Annotated in this window: 16 protein-coding genes; 12 read left to right on the top strand and 4 right to left on the bottom strand. The window is 74.0% G+C overall.

Annotated features, from left to right (window positions below; translation table 11 throughout):
* Positions 1-76 precede the first annotated feature (76 nt).
* Positions 77-622, bottom strand: coding sequence for a plasmid pRiA4b ORF-3 family protein (locus IGA62_RS21020; protein WP_145819197.1), 546 nt, complete (start codon positions 620-622; stop codon positions 77-79).
* A gap of 149 nt (positions 623-771) precedes the next feature.
* Between IGA62_RS21020 and IGA62_RS21015 the strand changes: the two genes are divergently transcribed.
* The 8 genes from IGA62_RS21015 (at position 772) to IGA62_RS20980 (ending at position 12,174) form a co-directional block, all read left to right on the top strand.
* Positions 772-1,518, top strand: coding sequence for a pyrimidine reductase family protein (locus IGA62_RS21015; RefSeq protein ID WP_145819198.1), 747 nt, complete (start codon positions 772-774; stop codon positions 1,516-1,518).
* Between the two features lie 90 nt (positions 1,519-1,608).
* Positions 1,609-3,378, top strand: coding sequence for an ATP-binding protein (locus IGA62_RS21010; protein ID WP_145819199.1), 1,770 nt, complete (start codon positions 1,609-1,611; stop codon positions 3,376-3,378).
* Between the two features lie 11 nt (positions 3,379-3,389).
* Positions 3,390-4,541, top strand: a complete 1,152-nt coding sequence (locus tag IGA62_RS21005; RefSeq protein ID WP_145819200.1) for an exonuclease SbcCD subunit D — start codon at positions 3,390-3,392, stop codon at positions 4,539-4,541.
* Positions 4,541-7,015 carry an AAA family ATPase gene (locus tag IGA62_RS21000; RefSeq protein WP_145819201.1) on the top strand — a complete coding sequence of 825 codons (2,475 nt, stop codon included), beginning with the start codon at positions 4,541-4,543 and terminating at the stop codon, positions 7,013-7,015. Before IGA62_RS21005 ends, IGA62_RS21000 begins: the two co-directional genes overlap by 1 nt.
* Positions 7,016-7,067: 52 nt before the next feature.
* Positions 7,068-8,042, top strand: a complete 975-nt coding sequence (locus IGA62_RS20995) for a hypothetical protein (protein WP_145819202.1) — start codon at positions 7,068-7,070, stop codon at positions 8,040-8,042.
* Between the two features lie 42 nt (positions 8,043-8,084).
* On the top strand, positions 8,085-8,942 hold the full coding sequence (locus tag IGA62_RS20990; RefSeq protein ID WP_145819203.1) for a spermidine synthase: 858 nt from the start codon (positions 8,085-8,087) through the stop codon (positions 8,940-8,942).
* Positions 8,943-9,128: 186 nt separating this feature from the next.
* Positions 9,129-11,189, top strand: coding sequence for an NACHT domain-containing protein (locus IGA62_RS20985; protein ID WP_145819204.1), 2,061 nt, complete (start codon positions 9,129-9,131; stop codon positions 11,187-11,189).
* An 82-nt stretch (positions 11,190-11,271) separates the two neighbouring features.
* Positions 11,272-12,174, top strand: a complete 903-nt coding sequence (locus IGA62_RS20980) for a DNA-3-methyladenine glycosylase family protein (protein WP_145819205.1) — start codon at positions 11,272-11,274, stop codon at positions 12,172-12,174.
* 52 nt (positions 12,175-12,226) lie between these two features.
* Here IGA62_RS20980 and IGA62_RS20975 read toward each other — a convergent pair whose 3' ends face one another.
* Both IGA62_RS20975 and IGA62_RS20970 read right to left on the bottom strand, forming a co-directional pair.
* Positions 12,227-12,730: a DUF1990 family protein gene (locus tag IGA62_RS20975; RefSeq protein WP_145819206.1), complete on the bottom strand. Its 504-nt coding sequence runs from the start codon at positions 12,728-12,730 to the stop codon at positions 12,227-12,229.
* Positions 12,731-12,823: 93 nt separating this feature from the next.
* Entirely contained in the window at positions 12,824-13,036 is a 213-nt protein-coding gene (locus IGA62_RS20970; RefSeq protein WP_145819207.1) for a hypothetical protein, read from the bottom strand.
* Between the two features lie 135 nt (positions 13,037-13,171).
* Here IGA62_RS20970 and IGA62_RS20965 point away from each other — a divergent pair, with 135 nt between their 5' ends.
* Together IGA62_RS20965 and IGA62_RS20960 are read left to right on the top strand one after the other, a co-directional pair.
* A complete protein-coding gene (locus IGA62_RS20965; protein ID WP_145819208.1) occupies positions 13,172-14,272 on the top strand; it encodes an ATP-dependent DNA ligase in 1,101 nt (366 codons plus the stop codon).
* 27 nt (positions 14,273-14,299) lie between these two features.
* Positions 14,300-15,898, top strand: a complete 1,599-nt coding sequence (locus IGA62_RS20960; protein ID WP_145819209.1) for an alpha/beta hydrolase — start codon at positions 14,300-14,302, stop codon at positions 15,896-15,898.
* On the opposite strand, the gene IGA62_RS20955 is transcribed toward IGA62_RS20960, so the two are convergent.
* Positions 15,825-16,337, bottom strand: coding sequence for a potassium channel family protein (locus IGA62_RS20955; protein ID WP_145819210.1), 513 nt, complete (start codon positions 16,335-16,337; stop codon positions 15,825-15,827). The two genes, IGA62_RS20960 and IGA62_RS20955, sit on opposite strands and share 74 nt — an antisense overlap.
* 74 nt (positions 16,338-16,411) lie before the next feature.
* Between IGA62_RS20955 and IGA62_RS20950 the strand changes: the two genes are divergently transcribed.
* Together IGA62_RS20950 and IGA62_RS20945 are read left to right on the top strand one after the other, a co-directional pair.
* Positions 16,412-16,864 (top strand): GNAT family N-acetyltransferase, encoded by a 453-nt coding sequence (locus IGA62_RS20950; RefSeq protein ID WP_145819211.1) that lies wholly within the window; start codon positions 16,412-16,414, stop codon positions 16,862-16,864.
* A 159-nt stretch (positions 16,865-17,023) separates the two neighbouring features.
* Entirely contained in the window at positions 17,024-17,926 is a 903-nt protein-coding gene (locus tag IGA62_RS20945; RefSeq protein WP_145819212.1) for a hypothetical protein, read from the top strand.

The raw sequence follows: 17,926 nt of genomic DNA, 5'->3' as shown, positions 1-17,926 counted from the left end.
TGCCTCCGTCGCCGTCGCCGTCGCCGCTCCGGCGACGGCGCACCAGTGATCGACTCCGCACCCGGTCAGGGGACGGTCAGCAGAACCGCCGCAGCAGGGTGCTGGCCCGACCGGCGTCGAAGAGGGACGGGTCGAAGGACCGACCCAGCCAGTCGCGCATCGCGTCGTGCTCGGGATGTGCCGGATCGGCCAGGGCGTCGAGCAGGAGCCGGTAGCCCGCCGGGCCGCCGACGTCCTCCGGCGGGCACGCGTGCTCGCCGTCCAGACAGACCGGGTAGCGCCCGTCCGGGTCGACGGTCAGCACGTCCTCGACCACCAGGTCGTGCTCCCACCAGTCGCCGAAGTCGTAGGTGTAGTGGAACCGGCTCCCCTTGCCCACCGCCGCGTCCAGCCGGGTGTCCAGCTCGTCGCGCGACGCCAGTCCGTCGTCCGGATCGGGGGCGCCGTACTGCACCCCGTCGATCTCGAAGCTGTGCAGGTGGCAGTCCCGCCAGCCCATGGCGTGCTGCACCACGCGGTGCAGCCGGTCCAGGGTGTACCCGCCGGGGACCAGCACCCGCCGCCAGACCGACGGCCGGACCCCGGCCAGCGAGATCCGCAACTGGAAGATCTGACGCGGCATGCTGTCCATCCTCCCTCGGCATAGGCTGCCAGCATGATCTGCCGAGCGTGCCGGGCGAAACGGCACGGTGACTGCCCGGGCCGGAACTGGTGCGACTGTCAGCACCGTACCCCCGCACCGACCCCTCCGGTCACCGGTCCGGCGAGCGAATGAGCGTCCGGATCCCGATCCACCGCGCCTGGCCGGGCCCGGCCACCGGGCCGCTGGACGACGCGGCGCTGACCGCCCTCTACGGTCGCGGCGACCGCCCCCGCCTCCGGGTCAACTTCGTGACCAGCATCGATGGCGCGGTCGCCCTGGACGACTACTCCGCCGGTCTCTCCGGTGAGCCGGACAAACGGGTGTTCGGACTGCTCCGGATGCTCTGCGACGCGCTCGTGGTGGCCGCCGGCACCCTGCGGCACGAGGGCTACCGGGCGGTACGCCTCGACGAGACCCGGCGTGCCTGGCGGCGGGCGAACGGGCTGGCCCCGTACCCGACGCTGGTGGTGGTCTCCGGGTCGCTCCGCCTCGACCCGGCGCAGGCCGCCTTCGCCGACGCCCCGGTCCGGCCGGTCGTGCTGACCACGGACGGCGCCACCGCCCCCGCCGGGCTGACCGACGTCGCCGACCTGGTCCGCTGCGGGACCGACCGGGTCGACCTCGCCGCCGGCCTGGCCGACCTGCGCCGACGCGGCCTCGACCACCTGCTCTGCGAGGGCGGGCCGCGACTGTTCGGCGCGCTCACCGCCGCCGACCTGGTCGACGAGGTCTGCCTGACCGTCGCGCCGCTGCTCGCCGGCGCGGGCGCGGGCCGGATCACCGCCGGGCCGGCCGGCCCGGCGCGCGGCCTGCCGCTGCGGCACGTCCTCGCCACCGACGACGGGGTGCTGATGCTGCGCCACGCCCGGGACTGACCGGTCGCAAACTGGCAACGTGTCGTACCGCTGGGGCAGGATGCAGCACGTGTGCCCTGAGCGAATGCCACTGACCAGCGGAGCCCGGCGATGACCGACGATCCCCCGGTGACGGCCGACGACGCGTTCGACGTCTCCGGCGAGGAGGTGGGGCGGGTCCTCGGCACCGCCGACGCCACCCCGCTCCAGTTCTGGACGGCGGTCGCCGACGGCAGCTACCTGCAACTCGACGACGTGGTGGTGACCCGGCGGGAGCTGCCCGACCGGGAGCCAGTGACCATCGCCGGGGTGGTGACCCAGGTCCGCGCCCGGCACGAGGGCGCCCAGTTCGACTCGGACGTCTTCGCCATCGCCGACGGCACCCTCCCCGCCCAGGTGCAGGAAGCGGCGGAGATCACCACCACCCGGGTCGACCCGGAGCTGTACGTGCCGCCCACGCCCGGCGCGGTGGTGCGCCGCGCCGAGGGCGACGCCCGGGCCCGGGCGCTGCACTTCGACCGGATGGAGCGGCGCATCCCGATGGGGACCGGCCGCGACGGGGTGCCGGTCTACCTCAACGCCGACTTCCTCGACGGCAGCCGGGGCGCGCACGTCTCCATCTCCGGCATCTCCGGGGTGGCCACCAAGACCAGCTTCGCCACCTTCCTGCTCTACTCGGTGTTCCGCTCCGGGGTGCTCGGTGGCGACGCGGTCAACGCCAAGGCGCTGATCTTCAACGTCAAGGGCGAGGACCTGCTCTTCCTCGACCACCCGAACACCCGGCTCGACGACCCGACGCGGGCGGCGTACGCCAAGCTCGGGCTGGCCGCCGGGGCCTTCCCGGACGTGCGCGTGCACGCCCCGCCCCGGGTCGGCGACTCCTCCGGCACGCCGGACGTCAGCAGCCGGCTCACCGGGGTGGACAGCTTCTACTGGACGTTGAGCGAGTTCTGCGCCGACCGGCTCCTGCCGTACGTCTTCGCCGACGCCGACGACGAACGCCAGCAGTACACGATGGTGGTGCACGCGGTCACCGCGCACCTGGCCCGGTACGCCCAGCCCGCCGACGGCGGGGTGAGCATCGACGGCGTCCGGCTGGGCTCCTACACCGACCTGGTCGACCACATCGTCGAGCAGCTCAACGACGACGAGACCCGCAGCGACTGGACCGGCAGCGCGGTCGGGATCGGCACCGTCAACGCCTTCGCCCGCCGGCTGATCGGCAGCAAGAAGGATCTCGGCCGGCTGATCCGGGGCGACCTCGCCACCCGCCGCCCGCACTCGATCAACACCGCGGAGAGCGCCCAGGTCACCGTGGTCGACCTGCACAACCTGCCGGACCGGGCCCAGCGGTTCGTGGTCGGCGTGACGCTGCGCGGCGAGTTCGAGCGCAAGGAGAAGGCCGGCACCGCCCGGCCGCTGCTCTTCGTCGTCCTCGACGAGCTGAACAAGTACGCCCCCCGGGAGGGCTCCTCGCCGATCAAGGAGGTGCTGCTCGACATCGCCGAGCGGGGCCGCTCGCTCGGGGTGATCCTGGTCGGCGCGCAGCAGACGGCGAGCGAGGTGGAGCGGCGGATCGTCACCAACTCGGCGATCCGGGTGGTCGGCCGGCTCGACCCGGCCGAGGCGTCCCGCCCGGAGTACGGCTTCCTCCCGCCGGCCCAACGGCAGCGGGCGCTGCTGGCCAAGCCGGGCACCATGTTCGTCAACCAGCCGGACATCCCGGTGCCGCTCTGCCTGGAGTTCCCCTTCCCGGCCTGGGCCACCCGGGTCTCCGAGGCCGGTCACGCCCCGTCGGAGACGCTCCGGTCGATCACCCAGGCCGCCGACCCGTTCGCCGTGGTCGGCTCCGGCGGCACCGACGACGACATCCCGTTCTAGGGGGACCACCCGTGAAGATCCTGCACACCTCCGACTGGCACGTCGGCAAGGTCCTCAAGGGCCAGTCCCGCGCCGAGGAGCACAAGCAGGTCCTCGCCCAGGTCATCGAGATCGCCCGACAGGAGCGGCCCGACCTGGTCGTCGTCGCCGGTGACCTCTACGACACCGGCTCCCCCACCCCGGAGGCCACCCGGCTGGTCACCCGGGCGCTGACCGCGCTGCGCCGCACCGGCGCGGACGTGGTCGCCATCGGCGGCAACCACGACAACGGCCCGGCCCTGGACGCGCTGCGCCCCTGGGCCGAGGCCGCCGGCATCGTGCTGCGCGGCAGCGTCCGGGACACCAACCCCGCCGACCTGGTCGTCGACGGCACGACCGCCGGCGGCGAGCGCTGGCAACTCGCCGCGCTGCCGTTCCTCTCCCACCGGTACGCGGTCCGCGCGGTGGAGATGTACGAGCTGACCGCCGCCGAGGCCACCCAGACGTACGCCGACCACCTGGGGCGGGTGCTCGCCCGGCTCACCGAGGGCTTCGACGAGCCCGACCGGGTGCACCTGGTCACCGCGCACCTGACCGTGGTCGGCGCGAGCACCGGCGGCGGGGAACGGGACGCGCACACGGTCATGGGGTACGCCGTCCCCGCCACGGTCTTCCCGGGCACCGCCCACTACGTGGCGCTGGGGCACCTGCACCGGGCCCAACGGGTCGACGGGCCCTGCCCGGTGCGGTACAGCGGCAGCCCGATCGCGATCGACTTCGGCGAGCAGGAGAACGTCTGCTCGGTGACGCTGGTCGAGGTGACCGCGCGCACCGCGGCACAGGTCCGCGAGGTGCCGATCTCCGCCGCGGTGCCGCTGCGCACCGTCCGGGGCACCCTGGCCCAGCTCGCCGAGCTGGAACCGCCGGAGGGGTGGCTGCGGGTGTTCGTCCGGGAGCAGCCCCGGGCCGGGCTGCGCGAGGAGGTCCAGGAGCTGCTCCCCCGGGCGCTGGAGATCCGGATCGACCCGGAACTGGTGCCCGCCCCCGGCAGCGGCGCCCGCGCCGCCCAGCGGGCCGGCCGCTCCCCGCAGCAGCTCTTCGCCGACTACCTGGCCGGGCGGGGACACGACGACGACGGCGTACGCGAGCTGTTCGACGAGCTGTTCGAGGAGGTCGACCGCTGATGCGCCCGATGCGGCTGGACATGGCGGGCTTCACCGTCTTCCGTGAGGAGACCTGCGTCGACTTCACCGACGCCGACTTCTTCGCGCTGGTCGGGCCGACCGGATCGGGCAAGTCGACGGTGCTGGACGCGATCTGCTTCGCCCTCTACGGCACGGTCCCCCGCTGGGGCGGCACGCGGGGGCTGGCCAACGCGCTCGCCCCGTCGGCCACCGAGGCACGGGTCCGGCTGGTGTTCGAGTCCGCCGGGGACCGCTACGTCGCCACCCGGGTGGTCCGCCGGGACGGCCGGGGCACCGTCAAGACCGCCAACGCCGGGTTGCAGCTCATGCCACCCGGCTTCGACGTCACCAAGCTGGACACCGGGCTCAGCCCGGAGGATCTCGGCGAGGTGCTGGCCGGCACCCCGGCCGAGATGGAGGCGGCGGTCCTGGAGGCGGTCGGGCTGCCGTACGAGCAGTTCACCAGCTGTGTGGTGCTGCCGCAGGGGCAGTTCGCGGACTTCCTGCACGCCAAGCCGGCCACCCGGCAGCAGATCCTGGTCAACCTGCTCGGCCTCGGCGTCTACGAGAAGGTGCAGAAGCACGCCACCGAGCGGGCCGGGAAGGCCGAGGCACGGCTGGAGGAGGTCGCCCGGATGCTCGGCGGCCTGACCGACGTCGACGACGCGGCGCTGGCCGAGGCGGAGTCCGCCGTGACCCGGGCACACGAGCTGGCCGGCGGGGTCGCCGAGGCCGTACCGGAGCGGGACCGGGCCCGGACGGCGGCGCGGGACGCGCACGCGGCGCTGGCCGCCCTCGACGCCGACCTGGCCGTGCTCGACGGGGTGCCCGCGCCCGGCGGGGTGGCCGAGGTGGCCCGGGCGGTGGCTGCCGCACGGGCCGGTGCCGACCAGGCGGCGAAGGCGGTGGCGCTGGCCGAGGAGCGCGAGGAGAAGCTGCGCGGCGAGCTGGCCGGTGCGGGTGACGAGAGTGCCCTGCGGCTGCTGCTGAAGGCGCACGCCGACCGGGACCGGCTCACCGGCGAGGCGGCGGCGGTGGCCGCCACGGTGGCCGGGGCCGAGGCGGAGCACGAGGCGGCGGTGGCCGCCCTCGCCGAGGCGCGGGCGGCAGCCGAACGGGCCGGGACCGAGCTGGAGGCGGCGTTCCGGGCGCACGAGGACGCGAAGGCCACCGACCAGGCGGTGGCGCTGCGGGCGCAGCTGGCCGACGGGGCGTGCTGCCCGGTGTGCGAGCAGGTGGTGCCCCGGGTGCCGGCGGTCCCGGCCGGCTCGGCGGTGGCCCGGGCCGTCGCCGCCGGGAAGGCGGCGCGGGCCGCCAGCGACACGGCGAAGCGGCGGATGCAGGAGTGCGACACCGCCGCCCGGGACCGGGAACGCGTGCTGCTGCGCGCCCGCGCCCAGCACGACCAGCTGCGGGGCCGCCTGGCCGAGGTGGACGAGCAGCTCGCCGGGGCCGCCACCGCCGAGGCGCTGCGGCACGGGCTGGCCGAGCACGCCCGGCTGCGCGCGGCCCTGGACGAGGCGGCGGGCGCGGTGCGCGCGGGGCGGGACGCCGCCCGGCACGCCCGGGGCGCGGTCGAGGCGGCCGAGGAGGGGCTGCGCACCGCGTGGCGGGAGTTCGACCGGGTACGGGACGGCCTGGCCCGGTTCGGCCCCCCGTCCGCCGACCGGGACGACGTCGCCGCCGCCTGGGCCGGTCTGGCCGGCTGGGCCGGTGGGGAGGCGGACCGGCGGCGCGCGGACCGGGCGGGCCTGGTCACGGCGGTGACGGCGGCGGAGGTCGCCGCCGGGGCGGTGGAGGAACGGATCGCCGGCATCTTCGCGACCGCCGGACTGCCGCCCGACGACGACCCGGTCCGGGCGGCCACCGTCGCGGTGGAACGTGCCGAGGCGGCCCACCGGAGACTGGTGGAACGCCGCGAACAGGCCGCCGAGCTGCGCGGGCAGCGGGCCGGACACGAGCGCGAGGCCCGGGTGGCCCGTGCGCTCGCCGGTCACCTGCGGGCCAACAACTTCGAGCGGTGGCTGCTCGCGGAGGCGCTGGACGTGCTGGTCGACGGGGCCTCCCGGATCCTGCGGGAACTCTCCGGCGGGCAGTACGACCTGGTCCACGACAAGGGCGAGTTCTTCGTGGTCGACCACCACGACGCCGGGCTGCGACGCGGGGTGCGGACGCTCTCCGGTGGGGAGACCTTCCAGGCGTCCCTGGCGCTCGCGCTGGCGCTCTCCGAGCAGCTGGCCGGCCTTTCCACCACGGCGGCGAGCCTGGAGTCGATCGTGCTGGACGAGGGGTTCGGCACCCTCGACGCGGCCACCCTGGACACGGTGGCCGCCACCCTGGAGAGCCTGGCCGCCCGGGGCGACCGGATGGTCGGGGTGGTCACCCACGTGCCGGCACTCGCCGAGCGGATCCCGGTGCGCTTCGAGGTCCGCAAGGACGCCCGCAGCGCCCGCGTCGAGCGGAGTGGCCTGTGAGCGCGAGGAGTGAGCTTGCGAGCCCCGCAGTCGCGAACGAGAGGCCGGCCCGGTGAGCGGGGCGGGTCGTCCCCAGTTCTTCGTGGACGCGTGGGACCCGGCGTACGGGGTGTCGTTCGAGGCGTCCCCGGGCGGCCCGGCCGCCCCGAGCAGCGCCCAGGTCGACCCGGACGTGGAGTTGCCGGCGGCCGACTGGCGGGCGCTCGATCCCCGGCCGGGGGTGCGGGCCCCCGAGGTGGTGCTCCTGGTCGACGGGGTGCGACGGATCGACGCCAGCGTCTGGACGGCCGAGGCCGACGGGGTCTCCTACCCCGGTGTGGCGGCGTCGTACGCGGCCGGCGTGGTCCGCTGCGACCTGGGGCGGGGCGCGGCGGAGATGGCCGGCGCCCGGGTGGCCCGGGGACTCTTCACGGCCAGCCCGTCGGCGCAGGAGATGGTGGCCGGGTCGGTGCGGTACCCGGTGCACCGGGTCGGCGGCAGCGGCGAGCTGAGCAAGCTGCCGGCCGCCGTACAGGGCCCGCTGACCGCACTGGAGGTGGCGGTCTCCGACGCCGCCCGGACCGACGGCGACCTGCTGGTGGTGGACGGCCCGTTGCGCGCCCGACGGCAGTTGCCGCGCACCCTGGGTTACGTCAAGACGCAGCACAGCCAGTACCTCGACGCCCGGCTGACGGCGGTGGTGACCGGGCTGGCGCCGGGGCAGCGGTGCCCGGTGTTCCGGCTCCGGGTGGGCACCGGCTGGGGCGGCTGGTCGTGGTATCTGCGGTTGCCGGTGACGCGGGGAGCGCCGTGGGCGGGCATCGTGCGCGTGGAGTGTTCACCGGACCTGGATCCGGCCGACGCGATCGCGCTCGCCGACCTCTCCCTGGCCACGCTGCCCCGGTTCGCCTCGACCCCGTACAAGGATCCGCGCGCCCCGCAGAACCTCGTCCCGATCGCCGGCCTGGAACGCCGGCTGCGCGCCCTGCTCGGCGACGCCCGCCTGCTGCACCGGGCGCTCTCCGCCGCCGCGCGCCGCCGCCGCTGACCGCTGGCCGTCGGTGCGCGGCCGACCGGGATACTGGGCCGCATGGGGCGCAGGCGGGGCGGGGACCGGGTGGCCGAACGGGTGGAGACCGGCGAGGCCGAGCTGCTGCCGGACGCCGACCGCCCCGGGTCGTGGACCCTGCTGCTGGACGGGGCACCGCAGTCGCACGTCGACCTGACCGACCCGACCCACCTGGAGTTCGAGTATGTGCGCCGGCTCGCCGCCGCGCTGGATCTACTCGCCCCGGCCGGCGTACCGCTGCGGGTGCTGCACCTCGGCGGCGGCGCGCTGACCCTGCCGCGCTACCTGGCGGCCACCCGGCCCGGCTCGGCGTCGCGGGTGGTCGAGGTGGACGGCGCGCTGGTGGAGCTGGTCCGCCGGGTGCTGCCCTGGCCGGCGCAGGCCCGCATCCGGGTCCGGGTCGCCGACGCCCGCGAGGTGGTGGCGACCACGCCCGACGCCGCGTACGACGTGGTCGTCGCCGATGTCTTCGCCGGTGCCCGCACCCCGGCGCACCTGACCTCGGTGGAGTACGCCGCCGAGGTGGCCCGGGTGCTGCGTCCGGACGGCTGGTACTTGGTCAACCTGGCCGACGGCCCGCCGCTGCGGTACGCCCGCGCCCAGGTGGCGACGGTCCGGACGGTGCTGCCCCGGGCCTGCCTGGTCGCCGACGCGGCGGTGCTGCGGGGCCGCCGGTACGGCAACCTGGTGCTGGTCGCCGGCCGGCAGGAGCCGCCGGTCGCGGCGCTGACCCGGCGGGCCGCCGGGGACTGGTTCCCCGGCCGGGTGGTCGCCGGGGCGGAACTGGACCGCTTCGTCGGGGGCGCGACCGTGGTCCAGGACGCCGGGGCGACCGCCTCCACCCCGCCCCCGCCCGGACTCTTCTCCGTCCGCCGCTGACATCCTCGATGCGAACTGGCGGCTGTCACGGCTGCGGGACGTCGCAGGCCTTCCCTCGGAGGTGAGCCCGCTGCGGGTGTTCGATGTGAGCTGCTGGTGCGAGGGCAAGGGCTGGCCCACCAGGGCGGTGGATGACGGCGAGGCACGAGAACGTGACAGCGTGTAGACGTAGGTCACACTGGTCTGGTGCACAGTGGACGCGCCCGGAAGGCGGCTTGGCTCGGAGTCGGCGCAGGAATCGTCCTTCTGCTGCTCGCGGTGCTACTCGCACTGGCGAAGGGGCACCCTGGCCGGCTCAGTGCAGCAGACCAGCTCGCCAGCGTAGCCAGCGGACTCGTCGGCCTGGTCAGCCTGGCCGTCAGTCTCATGTCGCTGCGGATTGCGGCACACGCCGAGCAACCCGACCCAGCCGTTCTGCTGGACCGTGCCTGCGAAGAACTGGCGAGGCAGGTACGGCAGCAGTGGGATCAGGAGGCAAAGGCGCGAGGGCTGCTCCGTCCTGAACCTCTGCGGGTGCGCTGGTCGTCCACCGGACGCCCCGTCTCGGCCACGCCAGTGGAAGTCCTCGGCCCCGTAGTTGGCCGGGTCATCCGGTTGAAGCTGCACGGCGATGTCACCGAGGTCGCCGACAAGTGGCGGCAACTGCCGGCCCGACAGTTGGTGGTGATTGGGGCTGCTGGGGCAGGCAAGACATCCTTGGCGGTGCTACTGACCCTCGATCTGTTGAAGGACCGGGATGCCGGCGAGCCGGTGCCGGTGCTGATGAACCTGACGGGGTGGGATCCCCACCGCATGCATGTGGACACGTGGCTGGCCCGGCAACTGGCGGAGCTGTACCCGGTACTGACCGATCGATACCGGTTCGGCCCCCATGTCGCGGTACGGCTCGTTGACTGGTCCCGGATCATCCCGGTGCTCGACGGCTTGGACGAAATGCCGCCACGGCTGCGCGGCGCCGCAGTGGCGGCGTTGACCGACGTGGTGAGCCGCGACCGGCCGCTGGTGCTCACCTGCCGGTCCCAGGAATATCAGGACACCATCGAGGAAACCGGCATCCCGTTGGCTCGGGCCGCAGTGGTGGAGATCGAGCCCGTAACCGGGCAGGAAGCCAGCGAGTACGTACGAGCTGGGCAGGTCCACGGCGAACGTCGGTGGGCACCCGTCGTGGAACACCTCCGGGCTCACCCACAGGGAGCACTGGCGCAGACTCTGTCCACCCCACTGATGGTGTACCTGGCCCGGACCGCATACACCCCGCGACACACCGATCCGGCCGCACTCACCGCCTTCACGGATCCGGCCTCGGTTGAGGAACACCTGCTCCAGGCATACCTACCCGCCATCTACGGCCCCCGCACCCCCACCCGTGACACCGACAGCCCACCATCCCTCCATGACTATCCCCCCGATCAAGCCCGCCAATGGCTGGCCTTCCTTGCCCGCCATCTGCAACAGCGACGCAGCCGCGACCTGCATTGGTGGCGGCTTCTCGCTGCCGTCCCCCGACCCGGACTCTTGTTCGCAGCCGTTTTTACCCTTGTTCTTGCGATCGCAGGCGGACTATCGACCGTAAGCACAGGAGGATTGATGGTCGCGCTCGTATGCGGCCTCATAATCTGGCTGCTCATGCTTCCGCCTGTCCTTGTGGCAGCTTCTCCCGATGACGTCGTCATCGACTCCACTCCGGGACGAATATACATAAACCCAAAAAGGATGCTGTTCAGGCTCGCGTCCGGACTCGCGATCGGGCTCACTATCGGGCTCGCGTTCAAGATCATGACCGGACTCACAGGATGGCTCTTGGCTGGGACCATTATCGGAGTCGTCGTCGGGGCCGTTACCGGGTTTGACAAACACGCCAAAAGCAGTGAAATTCTCGATATCCGGCCGACCATTCGAGACAACAGGACACTGTTCCTCGCGCTCGGACTTGGGCCTACGCTCGTACTCGGGCTCGGCTTCGGAATTGCTTTCGCACCCTCAGCCGGGATCGCGGCTGGATTTTACGCGGGGTGCGCGTCCGGACTATTTGGAATTGTCGGACATGGTCGCACCTGGTTTTGGTTCTGTGTGGCGCGTTTTTGGCTGGCGGCAACCGGGCGCCTCCCGTGGCGGCTGATGCGGTTCCTCCATGACGCCTACCACCGCGGGGTCCTACGGCGGGTCGGTGCGGCCTACCAGTTCCGCCACGCCCGGCTCCAGGACTACCTGGCTTCTGATGGCCAGCACCCTGCTGACACCCGCTGACCCCTGACCCCCTCGGTGCGAACGGGGGGCGCGGCGGACCGGTGCCACCGGCAGTCGACGCCGGTCGTGGCAGAGTGTCCCGGTGACCCCCACCCGGATCCTGCGCCCGCCGCCGGAGCACCGGTTCGCCGAGACGGTACGGGCGCTGACCTTCAGCCCGTACGACCCGTGTGCCCGGATCGCCGCCGGGGTGTTCTGGTGGGCCACCCGCACGCCGGACGGACCGGCCACGCTGTGCCTGCGCCGCCAGGACGGCGACCTGCTCGCCGAGGGGTACGGGCCGGGCGCCGACTGGGTGCTGGAGTGCGCCGACGCGATCGCCGGGCTGCGTGACGACCTGACCGGCTTCGCCGACCTGGCCGGCCGGCACCCGGTGGTGTCCCGGCTGGCCGCGGCGCACCGGGGCCTGCGGATGCCGGCCACCGGCCGGGTCTTCCGGCAGGCGCTGCGGACGGTCCTCGAACAGAAGGTCACCGGCAAGGAGGCGTACCGGACCTACGCGGCGATGGTCCGGCACTTCGCCGAGCCCGCGCCGGGGCCGTTCCCGCTGCTGCTGCCGCCGGATCCGGCGGCGGTGGCCGCCGCGCCGTACTGGGTGTTCCACCCGTTCGGGGTGGAGCAGCGGCGGGCCGAGACGCTGCGCCGGGTCGCCGCCCTCGCCGACCGGCTGGAGGCTTGCGCGGACACAGGCGAGGCGGCCCGGCGGTTGACCGCGATCCCCGGCATCGGCCCGTGGAGCGTCGCAGAGGTGGTGCGCATCGCGTACGGCGACCCGGACGCGGTCAGCGTCGGCGACTACCACGTCCCGAACACGGTGAGCTGGGCGCTGGCCGGCGAGGCGCGCGGGGACGACGCCCGGATGCTCGCCCTGCTGGAGCCGTTCCGGGGGCACCGGGGGCGGGTCTGCCTGCTGCTGGCCGCCGGGGGCGTGCACGCGCCCCGGTACGGCCCGAGGATGCCGCTGCGGTCGTTCGCGGCCTACTGACCGCCGGGTCAGCCCGGCCGCCGTCACGGCGCTGGCTGCTGCGCGGTGCCGGTCAGCCGGCGCGGGCGCACAGCCGACGCAGGGTGGCCGCCAGCCAGCGGGCGTACCCGTGCTGGAAGGCCCGACCGGCGGGGCCGGCGACGCGCATGACCCACCGTTGTGGGCGGCTGAACGCGCGGATCTCGAACCAGACCCGGCCCGCGTCGTCGCGTTCCACCACGAACGCCTCCTCGCCACACGCCGGGTGGCCCGGGAGCGTGCCGTACCCGAAGCCGGCCCGGCGGTCGTCGTCGGCGACCCAGACCACCTCGCACGGGGCGTCGAGCCGCAGCGGGCCGAGGCCGAGCCCGGAGGTGACGGCGACACCGGGCGCGGCACGCGGCGCGTCGGCGGTGATCCGGACCCCGGCGGCCCGGTGCAGCCGCCAGCTGAGCACGGCCGCGCCCGCCTGGGCGAAGGAGCCGTCGGGGAGCCGGACCCGGTGTCGCACGTGCCGCCAGCCGGGCGGCAGATCGCCGTCACGGGTCGCTCCGACGTGCGGGTAGGTCAGCGGCACGCCGCACCTCCGGGGTTCGTCGCGTACCGGGCCAGCGTACGACCACCGTCGGTGGTACGAGCTGGCACGGGCGGGCCGTCGGCGGGGCCGGGATCAGGCCGCCTCGCGCAGGTCGGCCAGGGTGAGCGGGGTACGGCGGGCCAGCAGGTCGGCCAGTTCGGGGATCGATCCGGCCTCGCCGAGGACGTCCTTGCCGCCGCCGAACTCCGGGCGGTAGCGGCGCACCAGCCGGTACCGGTACCGGCCCCGGATCAGCTCCACGCTGACCCGCCAGCGCCCGCAGCAGCCGCAGACGAACTCGCGCACCCGGCGACGGTAGCTCTGACCTGCGGTTTTGCGGATCGACCACGGGTGACGGACGGGCCGGCGCGGGACACACCGGCACCGTACGCACCCGTGATGTGCCTCACTGTTGTCGGTCCCGTCTGGTTGACTGTCGCCGTGGAACTGCCGTTGAACCCGCCGGTCGAGCCGATGCTGGCCAAGAGCGTCGCCCGGATCCCCACCGGGGAGCAGATGACGTACGAGCCGAAGTGGGACGGCTTCCGGTGCATCGTCTTCCGGGACGGTGACTCCGTCGAACTGGCCAGCCGGGGCGGCAAGATGATGACCCGGTACTTCCCCGAGGTCGTCGAGCAGGCCCGCCGGCAGCTGCCGGAGTGCTGCGCGGTCGACGGCGAGCTGATCGTGATCCGGCGCGACGGCCCCGACGGCCAGCCCCGGCTCGACTTCGAGCTGCTCGCCCAGCGGATCCACCCGGCCGCCTCCCGGGTGCGGCTGCTCGCCGAGACCACCCCCGCCGACTTCGTCGCCTTCGACCTGTTGGCGATCGACGACGAGGTGCTGCTCGACCTCCCCTACCCGCAGCGCCGGGCCCGGCTGGAGGCCGCGCTGGCCGGGGTACGCCCACCGGTGCACGTCACCCCGGTCACCACGGACGTGGACACCGCGCGCCGCTGGTTCGACGTCTTCGAGGGCGCCGGCCTGGACGGGCTGATCGCCAAGCCGGCGGACCTGCCGTACGAGCCGGGGAAACGGCTGATGTTCAAGGTCAAGCACGCCCGCACCGCCGACGTGGTGGTGGCCGGGTTCCGCTGGCACAAGTCCGGGCCGGTGGTCGGCTCGCTGCTGCTCGGCCTCTACGACACGCAGGGCACGCTGCACCACGTCGGGGTGTGCGCCTCGTTCACCATGGCCCGGCGCAAGGAACTGCTGGCGGAGCTGGAGCCGTACCGGGACGTCGGCGACGACCACCCGTGGGCGCACGGCGACCACGAGCGCGGCCAGCGCATCCCGGGCGGGGTGAGCCGCTGGACCGGCGGCAAGAACCTGGAGTGGGAGCCGCTGCGCCCGGAGCTGGTGGTCGAGGTCGGCTACGACGCGATGGAGGGCGACCGGTTCCGGCACACCGCCCAGTTCGCCCGCTGGCGGCCCGACCGCGACCCCCGCTCCTGCGGGTACGACCAGCTGGAACGCCCGGTCCGCTTCGACGTCGACCAGGTGCTGCGCGGCGAACCGGTGCCGACGGCCGAGCCGAGCTGACGCCGACACGATCCTGGAGGGCAGGCCGTGAGCCGCATCCCCGACCCGCCCCCGACCCGCCGGGTCCGACTCGCGCTGGCCGGGTTCGTCGCGGCGGCCCTGGTCGCCACCGGCTGCACCCTGCCGACGTTCGCGCCCCGGGCCGAGGTGGAGGGTGAGGCGTCGGTGGCCCCGCTGGGCGCGGCCCCCCGGTGGCGGTCCTGCCCGGAGACCGCCGAGCAGGTGGCCGGCCGCGCCGCACCGGACATGCGGTACGAGTGCGCACGGGTCGCCGTACCGCGTCGGTGGAACACCACCGGCCAGTCGGCGACGGCCACCCCGGGCGGCGGCGAGACCTTCGAGATCGCGCTGCTGCGGGCCCGCTCCACCAAGCAGCGTGACCGGATCGGGTCGCTGCTGGTCAATCCGGGCGGGCCGGGTGGCTCGGGAGTCGACACCGCGGTCTACCTCTCCTTCGGCGAGCAGTTCGGCGGCCTGCCGGCCTCGGTGACCGAGCGGTTCGACATCGTCGGCTTCGACCCGCGGGGCGTGGCCCGCTCCAGCCCCGTCGAGTGCATCTCCGACGCCGACCTCGACGCCAGCTTCGGCTACGACCCCGACCCGGAGTCCACCGCGGCGTTCGACGGTCTGGTCGCCCTCAACCAGCGGATCGGCCGGGCCTGCGGGACGAGGTACGGCGACCAGCTGTCGCTGTACGGCACCGAGCAGGCCGCCCTGGACATGGACGTGGTGCGCGCCGCCGTCGGCGACGAGAAGCTGACCTACCTGGGGTACTCCTACGGCACCCTGCTCGGCGCGGTCTACGCCCAGCGTTTTCCGGAGCGGGTCCGCGCGCTGGTGCTCGACGGCGCGATCGACCCCCGCCAGGGGGCGGTCGCCGCCTCGGAGAGCCAGGCGAAGGGCTTCGAGCGGGCCTTCGACAACTTCGTCCGGTGGTGCGCGGGGAACGCCGACCGGTGCCCGCTCGCCCCGGACGCCCGAGCCGCGGTGACCTCGGCCGTCGACAAGGCCCGGGTCTCGCCGGTCCGGGGCGCGGACGGGCGGGAGGCCACCTCCGGCTGGGTCTTCTACGCGGTCATCTCCTCGCTCTACACCGAGCAGGGGTGGCAGGAGCTGGCCCGCGCGATCGACCAGCTGGCCCAGGGCGACCCGGCCGGCGTGTTCCGTCTCGCCGACGCGTACGCCGGCCGGAACCCGGACGGCACCTACAGCAACCTGTTCGACGCCAACCTGGCCGTCAACTGCGCCGACGACGAGGAGAAGCCGGCCCTCAAGCGGATCCGCCAGCTCCAGGGGCAGTGGCGCGAGGCGTACCCGCTGTTCGGGCCGGCGCTGGCGGTGGGCCTGCTGACCTGCGCGAACTGGCCCGCCAAGCCGGACCCGTACCCGACCGGGAAGGCTGACGGCGCGCCGCCGATCCTGGTGGTGGGCACCACCGGCGACCCGGCCACCCCCTACGAACAGACCCCGGCGCTGGCCGCGATGCTCGGGGTGGGACGGGTGCTGACCTGGGAGGGCGAGGGGCACACCGCCTACCCGCAGACCAGCTGCGTCACCGAAGCCGTCGACGCCTACCTGATCGACCTGACCGTTCCCCCGGAAGGGCTGCGCTGCCCGGCTCGTTGACCTTCAGCACGTCCGGTGGCTCCGGCAGGGCGATGCCCTGCCGGGTGGCGAGTTCCTCCAGCAGCGCCCGCATCCGGCGGATGTCGGCCTTCAGTTCCTCCTGCTCCTCGTGCTCGAACGCGTCGTCGTCCACGATGAGCCGACTGGCGAAGTGAGCGGTGATCAGTGGAATGACCAGCAGCACCATGGTCGAGATGAGCAGCGCGGCGAGGGCTCGCCCCTGCCAGGAGGTCGGGGAGATGTCGCCGTAGCCGACGGTGGAGGCGGTGACCACCGCCCACCAGACCGAGTCGGCGGCGCTCTTGTTCTCGACCTGGCTGTAGATGGCTCCGGCCACGATGATCATCAGAAGGTACGAGGTCATGAGGGTGCGGGGTGAATTGGCGAACCAGACCAGTCCCCGGTAGATCACACGGAACGGCCACAGCACGAACTCCATGCCGGATCATGCTGCACCCACCCGGCCGCCCCCGCCAGGCGTACCCGCCAAATGGCTGTGCCATTCTCGGCGGTATGTCTGACCTGGTGTTCCGGACAGCGGTCCGCGCCGACCTGCCCGCGGTGGTCGCCCTGCTCGCCGACGACGTCCTCGGCCGGGGCCGGGAGGCCGCGGTGGTCGACGAGGCGTACGAGCGGGCCTTCGCGGACATCGAGGCCGATCCGCGCAACCAGCTCGTCGTCGGCGAGCAGGACGGCGAGGTGGTCGGCTGCCTCCAGATCACCTACATCCCCGGCCTGGGCCGGCACGGCGCGGAACGCTCGCTGATCGAGGCGGTCCGGGTCCGGTCCGACCACCGGGGTACCGGCGTCGGTCGGGCCATGGTGACCTGGGCGGTCGACCAGGCGCGGGAGCGTGGCTGTGGCCTGGTGCAGCTCACCACCGACAAGCGCCGAGCGGACGCGCAGCGGTTCTATCGGGGCCTGGGCTTCGTGGCCAGCCACGAGGGCATGAAGCTGCCGCTCTGACCAGCCGGGCTCCGGGATCCGGGCTCTGGAGTCGGGAGCCATCCGGTAGCACGGACGGGGCAGCTCCAAAGGACTCCGACCCGGACCGTACGGGCCCGGACCGCCCACCCCCGCCGCACCGGACGACGAACAGCGGGACGGCCCGCTACATTCACGGCCATGACAGGGCGGGCTCGGCTGGCACCGGCGGCGTGGACGACTCGGCTGCCCCCGGTGGCCTGGCTGGGGTTCGCCGCCACGCTGCTGGTCATCGCCGCCTTCGCCCGCTGGCGTACGGTCACCGGCGACCCGGTGACCGCCGCCACGCTGGAGCAGAAGATCGCGGCGGTCGGGTCGGTGGCCGGTCCCTGGCTGGTCGGGGCGACCACCCTGTTGGTGGTGACCCGGGCGGTGGCGGTCGCGGGCGGACGGCCACAGCGGCTGCTCCGGCTGGTCGGCACCGCCCTGGCGGTCGTCCTGCTGGTGCTGCTCGGGGTGATCGCGGTCGCCCTGGTGGGGACCGTCGAACCGCCCGTCGGCTCCGCCCGGACGTCGGTGTCCACCCAGCCCGGACCGGCGCTGCTGCCCGCCGCCGGTGCCGTACTGGCCTGTCTGGTGGGCATCTGGTCGGCGCCTGCGCGGCGGGCCGCGCCGGGACCGCGCGGGTCACGGTGGCGGCGGCTGGGCGTGCTGCTGCTCGCCGCCGGCTGGGCGACCGTCGCGGTCGCCGTCCTGTTGCCGGCATGGCGGCGGGAGTACCCGGACCACATCGAGGTGGACACCAGCCTCGACCTGGTCTTCGTGGCGCTGCCGTTCGCGCTGGCCGGCGCGCTGCTGGCGGTGCCCTCCCTGCTGCGGACCGGTACGGCCCGCCGGCCGTGGCGGGAGGCCAGCCGGGGCTGGTCGATCGCCACCACGCTCGGCTGCGGCACCTCGATCCTGGCGATCTGGTACTTCGTGGCGAACGACCCGTACCGCCAGGAGGCCGGCATGTCCTCGGCCCGGCCCGGCGCGGGCACCGCCCTGGCACTGCTCGGCTGCGTGCTGATCGCGGTCTCCGGGGCGCTTCCCGACGACCGCTGA

It is taken from the genome of Micromonospora sagamiensis (genome assembly GCF_014680085.1).
GTDB classification, from domain to species: domain Bacteria; phylum Actinomycetota; class Actinomycetes; order Mycobacteriales; family Micromonosporaceae; genus Micromonospora; species Micromonospora inyonensis.
This window is presented reverse-complemented; position numbering and strand designations above follow the sequence as displayed.

Excerpts from the sequence above, each read along its gene's own strand:
- IGA62_RS21020 (WP_145819197.1), bottom strand. The coding sequence starts at position 622 with ATGCCGCGTCAGATCTTCCAGTTGCGGATCTCGCTGGCCGGGGTCCGG.
- IGA62_RS21015 (WP_145819198.1), top strand. The coding sequence starts at position 772 with ATGAGCGTCCGGATCCCGATCCACCGCGCCTGGCCGGGCCCGGCCACC.
- IGA62_RS21010 (WP_145819199.1), top strand. The coding sequence starts at position 1,609 with ATGACCGACGATCCCCCGGTGACGGCCGACGACGCGTTCGACGTCTCC.
- IGA62_RS21000 (WP_145819201.1), top strand. The coding sequence starts at position 4,541 with ATGCGCCCGATGCGGCTGGACATGGCGGGCTTCACCGTCTTCCGTGAG.
- IGA62_RS20990 (WP_145819203.1), top strand. The coding sequence starts at position 8,085 with ATGGGGCGCAGGCGGGGCGGGGACCGGGTGGCCGAACGGGTGGAGACC.
- IGA62_RS20955 (WP_145819210.1), bottom strand. The coding sequence starts at position 16,337 with ATGGAGTTCGTGCTGTGGCCGTTCCGTGTGATCTACCGGGGACTGGTC.
- IGA62_RS20950 (WP_145819211.1), top strand. The coding sequence starts at position 16,412 with ATGTCTGACCTGGTGTTCCGGACAGCGGTCCGCGCCGACCTGCCCGCG.
- IGA62_RS20945 (WP_145819212.1), top strand. The coding sequence starts at position 17,024 with ATGACAGGGCGGGCTCGGCTGGCACCGGCGGCGTGGACGACTCGGCTG.